This is a genomic window from Micromonospora sp. 15K316, from assembly GCF_004348525.1.
Lineage (GTDB): Bacteria > Actinomycetota > Actinomycetes > Mycobacteriales > Micromonosporaceae > Micromonospora.
Genome location: NZ_SMKG01000269.1, coordinates 1 through 7,130 on the forward strand (window position 1 = coordinate 1; position 7,130 = coordinate 7,130).

Below are 7,130 nucleotides of genomic sequence, written 5' to 3' on the forward strand. Positions count from 1 at the left end.
GGCATAGGCGAGTGCTCCGTGAGCGGCTAAGCATACGGATGGCGCTGGCTGGTGCCAGCGTTTCCGCAGGTGGTGCCTGTTTGGAGCCCCCGGCCGGGATCGAACCGGCGACATCTCGCTTACAAGGCGAGTGCTCTGGCCAGCTGAGCTACAGGGGCGCTGAGTGTCGTGGCCAGCATAGCGACTGACGTCCGGATTTCCCGCTCGGCAGGCCTCCCCAGCACGGGAAACGTCAACATCCCGACGGGCACGGGAGCGGCGGAGCCAGTCAGGGGTGGCGATTGATGTCCGCCCGTGCCCGCTTGACCGGAATGCGTACCGCCCGGGGTGCCGAAGATCGCCCCAGCCTTGGCAGCGTCCCGAAAGGCGTTTACGGTGCAGTGACACGGACGTCATAATCGGCCGCCCCAGCGCCCGGTTCCTGCCGCCCGTTGGCCGACGCGACATCGCGTCGGTCGCTCCTTCACTCGGATCGTCCGGCACGTTCCTGCCGGTGAAAGGAAGCGCACCACCATGGCTACGGTCACCTACGCCAAGGCGTCCCGGATCTACCCGGGCACCGAGCGGCCCGCCGTCAACCAGCTCGACCTCGAGATCGGCGACGGCGAGTTCCTCGTCCTGGTCGGCCCCTCCGGTTGCGGCAAGTCCACCAGCCTGCGCATGCTCGCCGGCCTCGAGGACGTCGACCAGGGCGCGATCTACATCGACCAGCGCGACGTCACGCACCTCCCCCCGAAGTCCCGCGACATCGCGATGGTCTTCCAGAACTACGCTCTCTACCCGCACATGACGGTGTACGAGAACATGGCGTTCGCGCTGAAGCTCCGCAAGACCCCGAAGTCGGAGATCGACCGGCGGGTCAAGGAGGCGGCCGGCCTGCTCCAGCTGGAGGAGTACCTGGGCCGCAAGCCGAAGGCGCTCTCCGGCGGTCAGCGCCAGCGGGTGGCCATGGGCCGCGCGATCGTGCGTGAGCCGCAGGTCTTCCTGATGGACGAGCCGCTGTCGAACCTCGACGCCAAGCTTCGGGTGCAGACCCGTACGCAGATCGCGTCGCTGCAGGCCAAGCTCGGCGTCACCACCGTCTACGTCACCCACGACCAGGTCGAGGCCATGACCATGGGCCACCGGGTCGCGGTGCTGCTCGACGGTGAACTCCAGCAGGTGGACACCCCACGGGCGCTCTACGACACCCCGGCCAACGTCTTCGTCGCCGGCTTCATGGGCTCCCCGGCCATGAACATCAAGACGGTGCCGCTGACCGAGAAGGGCGCCGAGTTCGCCGAGATGTTCGTGCCGCTGACCCGGGAGCAGGCCGAGGCCGCCAAGGCCGAGGGCGGCGACGGCAAGGTGACCGTCGGCTTCCGCCCGGAGGACGTCGACCTGGTCAGCCCCACCGAGGGCGGCATGCCGATCGTGGTCGAGCTCGTCGAGGACCTGGGCTCCGACGCCAACATCTACGGCCACGCCGCGCTGGGCGGCAACTCCGAGCGCTTCGTCGTCCGGACCGACCGCCGCAACATGCCGAACATGGGTGACACCGTGTTCGTCAAGCCCAACGCCGACCGTACGCACGTCTTCAACGCCGCCACCGGCAAGCGGATCTGACGTACGACCCGAAAGGGGCGGCCCGCCATCGGCGGACCGCCCCTTTCGTCGTCTCTGCGGGGAAGTGGCTCAGTCGGCGGTCGACCGGCGGCGGGCCACCTCGGCGAGGGTGACCGCGGCGGCCACGCTCGCGTTCAGCGACTCGACCTCGGAGACCATCGGGATGCTCACCGTCAGGTCGCAGGTCTCCCCCACCAGCCGCGACAGCCCACGCCCCTCCGAACCCACCACCACGACCAGCGGCCCCACCGCGGCCTCCAGGTCGTACAGCTCGGTCTCGCCGTCGGCGTCCAGGCCGACCACCATGAAGCCCGCGCTCTGGCACGCCTTCAGCGACCGGGTCAGGTTCGTCACCTGGGCGACCGGGACGCGCGCCGCCGCACCGGCGCTGGTCCGCCAGGCGGTCGCGGTGATGCCGGCGGCCCGCCGCTCGGGTACGAAGACACCCTGCGCGCCGAACGCGGCGGCGGAGCGGAGCACCGCACCGAGGTTGCGCGGGTCGGTGACCCCGTCCAGCGCGACGAGCAGCGGGGCCGGCTGCTCCACGGCAGCGGCCAGCATGTCCTCGAACGGCTGGTACGCGAAGGGCGGCACCTGGAGACCGACGCCCTGGTGCAGCACCCCGCCGGTCATCCGGTCCAGCTCGGCCCGGCTCACCTCGAGGATCGCGATACCCCGGTCGGCGGCCGTCCGGACGATCTCGTTGATCCGGTCGTCGATGTCGATGCCCTGGGCGGTGTAGAGCGCTGTCGCCGGCACGCCGGCACGCAGCGACTCCACCACCGGGTTACGGCCGACCAGCAGCTCGGGCGCGTCCCGCGACGGGTTGGACTTGCGGCCCGGGGCGACCCGCGGGCCGGTCCGACCGGTCGGCTTGCCACCGCGACCGGCCGCGCCGCGACCGCCGCCCGCCGGAACGCCCCGGCCACCACCCTTGCCCCAGGTGGTGTCCTTCGTACCGGGCTGGCCGATCTTGGGGGCGCGCCCCTCCTCGGCGGCGGCCCGGCGCTCCTTCTCCTGCTTCCAGGCGGTGCGCTGGGGCAGCTTCTCGGTGCCCGAGTAACCCTTGTGCCACGGCCGCTCGTCGGCCGGCAGGGTACGCCCCCGACCGGCGAGGGCGTCCCGGTTCTTGCCGCCGGAGCCCTTCGGGGCGCCCGCCTTGGGCGTCACCCGCCGACCGCGACGCTGGGAGTTGCCAGCCATCAGATCTTCTGCTCTCCAATAGTCCAACGGGGGCCCTGGGGGGTGTCCTCGACCACCACGCCGGCCTGCTTCAGCTGGTCCCGTACGGCGTCCGCGGCGGCCCAGTCCTTGCGGCTGCGAGCCTGCGCGCGCTGCTCCAGGGCCAGAGCCACGAGGGAATCCACCACATCACGCAGGTCGTCCGCCTGGCCACCGGCGCTCCACGCCGGGTCGAGGGGGTCAAGGCCGAGGATATCCAGCATCGCGCGGGTCGCGGCCAGCGCCGTGCGGACGGTCACATCGTCGGCGCCCGTCAGCGCGGTGTTGCCGTCCCGGACGACCTCGTGCAGCACGGCCAGCGCGGCCGAGGTGTTCAGGTCGTCATCCATCGCCGCGACGAACGCGGGCGGCAGCTCGCCGAGCTGACCGGCGCCGACCCGCTCGACGGCCCGCTGCACGAACCCCTCGATCCGCCGGTAGGCGGTGGCCGCCTCCCGGAGCGCCTCCTCGGAGTAGTCGATCCGGGAGCGGTAGTGCGCGGCGGCGTAGTAGTAGCGCAGCTCCACCGGCCGCACGCCGAGCGAGCGGACGTACGCCAGATCGAGCGTGTTCCCGAGCGACTTGCCCATCTTCGCGCCACCGATGCTGAGCAGGCCGTGGTGCACCCAGTAGCGGGCGAAGGGCAGGCCGGCGGCGTGGGACTGGGCCAGCTCGTTCTCGTGGTGCGGGAAGGTCAGGTCGAGCCCGCCGCCGTGGATGTCGAACTCCGGGCCCAGGTAGCGCCAGCACATCGCCGAGCACTCGATGTGCCAGCCGGGACGGCCCCGGCCCCACGGCGACGGCCAGTACGCGTCCGCCGGCTCGTCGGGCTTCGCGCCCTTCCAGAGGGCGAAGTCGCGCGGGTCGCGCTTGCCCCGGTCGGGGGCGTCACCGGCCGACTGCATGTCCTCCGGTGACTGGTTCGACAGCGCCCCGTACGCCGGCCAGGACGACACGTCGAAGTAGACGTCGCCCGAGCCGTCGAGCGCCGGGTAGGCGTGCCCGTCGGCGATCAGCTTGGCGATCAGCTCGTGCATCTCCGGGATGTGCCCGGTCGCGCGCGGCTCGTACGTCGGCGGCAACACGTTGAGCTGCCGGTACGCCGCACTCAGGATCTGCTCGTTGGCGTACGCGATCGACCAGAACGGCCGCCCCTGCTCCTGCGCCTTGACGAGAATCTTGTCGTCGATGTCGGTGAGATTGCGGACGAACGTGACCTGGTAGCCCTCGGCGGTCAGCCAGCGGCGCAGGATGTCGTAGTTCACACCGGAGCGAAGGTGACCGATGTGCGGCGGCGCCTGGAGGGTGAGACCACACAGGTAGACAGCCACCTTGCCGGATTCGCGGGGAACGAAGTCCCGGACCGATCGGGTGGCGGTGTCATACAAGCGCAGCGTCACCGTACAAGGGTAGCCGTCCGCACATTTCCGGGTCGTCCGGTAGCTCGTCGTACGCTCCCTGTCATGGATACGGCGGCACGGCCCGGCGGCGGCACGACGAGCCGCGCCGCGAACCCGTCCACGACGGCGGCCCGGGCCGAGAACCCGGCGCTCCGGCCGGGCGACTCGGGCGCGGCGACCCCGGCCGGTGCCGGCACGGACGCCGACGCCTCGCCGCCCACCGGCACCCGCCAGGCCGGACGCCCGGCTCTCGGTCTCGAGAGTCGGGCCGAACACCCCGCCGCCGGGGCCGCGAAACCCGCGCCCCGGTCCGGTGTCCGGCGCGACGCCGGCCCGGCGGCCGCCGGGGCTCTTCCGGGCGGGACCGCCGGGGCTGATCCGGGCGGGACCACCGGGGCTTTTCCGGGCGGGACCACCGGGGCTGATCCGGGCGGGACCACCGGGGCTCTTCCGGGCGCGACCACCGGGGCTGATCCGGGCGGGGCCACCGGGCGGACCGGTGAGTCGGCGCAGACCCTGGACCGGGGGTTGCGCCTGCTGCACCTGGTGGCGGAGGCACCGAACGGGCTGACCGTGACCGAGGCCGCCAACCGGCTGGGCATCGGTCGGGCCGCGGTCTACCGGCTGGCCGTCCCGCTGACCGGGCACGGAATGCTCCGGCGCGACGAGGCCGGCCGGCTGCGACTCGGCGCGGGGCTCCTGCACCTGGCCCGGCGGGCGCAGCCGCTGCTGGCCGAGGGCGCGCTCCCGGCCCTGCGGCGGCTCGCCGAGCAGGCCGGGGCCACCGCGCACCTGACCGTCGTCGAGGGCGGCGAAGGAGTGGCTCTCGTGGTGGTCGAGCCGATCTGGACGTCGTTCCACGTCGCGTACCGGACGGGGGCGCGGCATCCGCTGGACCGGGGAGCTGCGGGCCGGGCCATCCTGGCGGGACGGGCCGGCTCCGCCGACCCGGTGAGCAGCAGCGGTGAGCTGCAGGCCGGGGCGTACGGGGTGGCCGCACCGGTGCTCGGCGTGCCCGGCCTGGAGGCGAGCGTCGGCGTGGTCGCGCTCGCGCCGCTGGACGTCGAAACGGTCGGCACCCAGGTACGCGCCGCCGCCACCGCGATCGCCACGGCCCTCGGCTGACCCGGCCACCCTGTCCGGCTCGACCCGTGCCCTGATCGACCGGCACCCTGATCGGCCGGCGCACGGGGTCGGCCGGCGCACGGGTCGGCCGGCGCACGGGTCGGCCGGCGCACGGGGTCGGCCGGCGCACGACTCGGCCGCAGCTCGGCCCGCGCCTGCTTGATCAACTCGGCTTCAAGGAAGTCGGGGTATCCCGACGGGCGGACACCCCGACTTCCTGGTGCACGAGTCGATCACCCATAGCACGCCCAACCGGCCGGACCGATGTTCTCCACAGGGAGCCTCGGTCCGACCGGTCACCGTTGTCCACAAGGGTGCCGCGGGGCCGTGCACAGCGGGCACGCTCAAGGACATGCCACCTCGACCACATCGGCCGGACACCCTCGCCTGGCAGGTCTTCCGCGGTTCCGCGGCAATCCGGCAAGGGTTGATCACCGAACATCAGCTGCGCAGCTCGGCCTGGCTTCGGCTGCGCCACGACGTCTACGCCGACGCTCGGCTCGACCGCGACCACTCCCTCGCCTGCCGGGCGGCGCTGCTACGCCTGCCCTCCGGGGTGCTGATCGCCGGGCCGTCAGCCGCCTACCTGCATGGCGTCGACCATGCCGCGACCTTCACCGACGACGTGCACGTGCTGCTGCCGCCGCAGGTGCGGTCCGGCGCGCAACGCGGCCTGCGCCTGCACGTCGGCGGCACCGACACCCCACCGGCCCTCCGAAGCCCACGCGAAGGTTCGGGACTCGGACCCGGCGCCGACGGAGCCACACGGCAAGCCGCGGAGACCGGGGCCCGCACTGCCGGAACCGCACACCGAGCCACAGGCCCCGGACGACTCAACCCAAGCGGGGCGGGCCGAGACGGTTCGCGCTTCACTCCCGCACGCCAATCAGCAGGCCCCGAACGCCTCGACCTCGGCAGGGCGGGCCGAGGCGCAGACCGCGCGCTTCTCGTTCCCGATACCGCGCGCCGAGAGCGCCTCAGCCTCGGCAGGGCAGGTGGAGGCGCGGAGCCCGGGCCGAGTCTCGACCCACCCGGGCGGGTGGGCACGGCGACGATCCACCGCCCGGCGGCCGTCCTGCCTCGCACCAGCCCCGCGCAGGCGGCCTGGGAGACGGCGGTCTGGTTGGAACCGGTCCGCGCGGTCGGCATCGTCGACACCCTGCTCGCCGGCGGGCTCACCGAACCCGACGAGTTGGCCGCCATCGCCGACGCGAACGCCGGCCGGCCGGGTGCGCAGCGGGCACGGTGGGTTTTTGGCCTGGCCGATGGCCGTGCTCAATCGCCACCGGAGTCGCATTTGCGCGTCCGGCTGGTGCTGGCCGGGCTACCCCGGCCGGTCGCACAACATCCGGTACGCCTGCCCAGCGGCTTGATCCTCCATCCCGACCTCGCCTGGCCGCAGCTCCGGGTCGCGATCGAGTACGACGGCCAATGGCACGCCGACCCCGAGCGGCTGCACACCGACCGTAAGCGGCTCAACCAGTTGGTCGCCGCCGGCTGGCTGGTGCTGCACGTGACCAGTCGCCGAATGCACAACGACTTCGCGGGGGTGCTTCGAGAGGTCCGCGCGGCCCTGGCCGCCCGCGGCTGGCGCCGGTGACCACCCCCGCCCACCAGCCCGGCCAGTCGTCGAGATCAACTCGACTTCCATGAAGTCGGGGTGTCAGGGCGACCGGAACACCCCGACCTCATGGAACTCGGGAATGATCAAGCTGGCTCGAGCCACGGTCGGGCCAGGGCAGGGCCGGGGCCAGGGCAGGGCCGGGGCCAGGGCAGGGC

At 72.8% G+C, this 7,130-nt stretch carries 5 protein-coding genes and 1 tRNA gene; 3 read left to right on the plus strand and 3 right to left on the minus strand.

Annotation, left to right across the window (positions count from 1 at the left end; genetic code table 11):
* Positions 1-81 precede the first annotated feature (81 nt).
* Positions 82-158, minus strand: a tRNA-Thr gene (locus tag E1211_RS29025).
* A 355-nt stretch (positions 159-513) separates the two neighbouring features.
* On the opposite strand from E1211_RS29025, the gene E1211_RS29030 reads away from it, so the two are divergent.
* Complete coding sequence (locus E1211_RS29030) at positions 514-1,605, plus strand: ABC transporter ATP-binding protein (RefSeq protein ID WP_132352916.1); 1,092 nt, start codon at positions 514-516, stop codon at positions 1,603-1,605.
* A gap of 69 nt (positions 1,606-1,674) precedes the next feature.
* On the opposite strand, the gene rlmB is transcribed toward E1211_RS29030, so the two are convergent.
* Together rlmB and cysS are read right to left on the minus strand one after the other, a co-directional pair.
* A complete protein-coding gene (gene rlmB, locus E1211_RS29035; protein WP_132352918.1) occupies positions 1,675-2,808 on the minus strand; it encodes a 23S rRNA (guanosine(2251)-2'-O)-methyltransferase RlmB in 1,134 nt (377 codons plus the stop codon).
* Positions 2,808-4,226: a cysteine--tRNA ligase gene (gene cysS / locus E1211_RS29040; RefSeq protein ID WP_132352920.1), complete on the minus strand. Its 1,419-nt coding sequence runs from the start codon at positions 4,224-4,226 to the stop codon at positions 2,808-2,810. Before cysS ends, rlmB begins: the two co-directional genes overlap by 1 nt.
* A 516-nt stretch (positions 4,227-4,742) precedes the next feature.
* Here cysS and E1211_RS29045 point away from each other — a divergent pair.
* Together E1211_RS29045 and E1211_RS33595 are read left to right on the plus strand one after the other, a co-directional pair.
* A complete protein-coding gene (locus E1211_RS29045; protein ID WP_132352924.1) occupies positions 4,743-5,351 on the plus strand; it encodes an IclR family transcriptional regulator in 609 nt (202 codons plus the stop codon).
* 1,039 nt (positions 5,352-6,390) lie between these two features.
* The gene (locus E1211_RS33595; protein WP_243709744.1) at positions 6,391-6,951 is read left to right on the plus strand and encodes an endonuclease domain-containing protein; all 561 of its coding nucleotides are present in this window, start codon (positions 6,391-6,393) and stop codon (positions 6,949-6,951) included.
* The last annotated feature ends 179 nt before the right edge of the window (positions 6,952-7,130 follow it).

Coding starts and splice junctions, on each gene's coding strand:
- E1211_RS29030 (WP_132352916.1), top strand. CDS start 514: ATGGCTACGGTCACCTACGCCAAGGCGTCCCGGATCTACCCGGGCACC.
- rlmB (WP_132352918.1), bottom strand. CDS start 2,808: ATGGCTGGCAACTCCCAGCGTCGCGGTCGGCGGGTGACGCCCAAGGCG.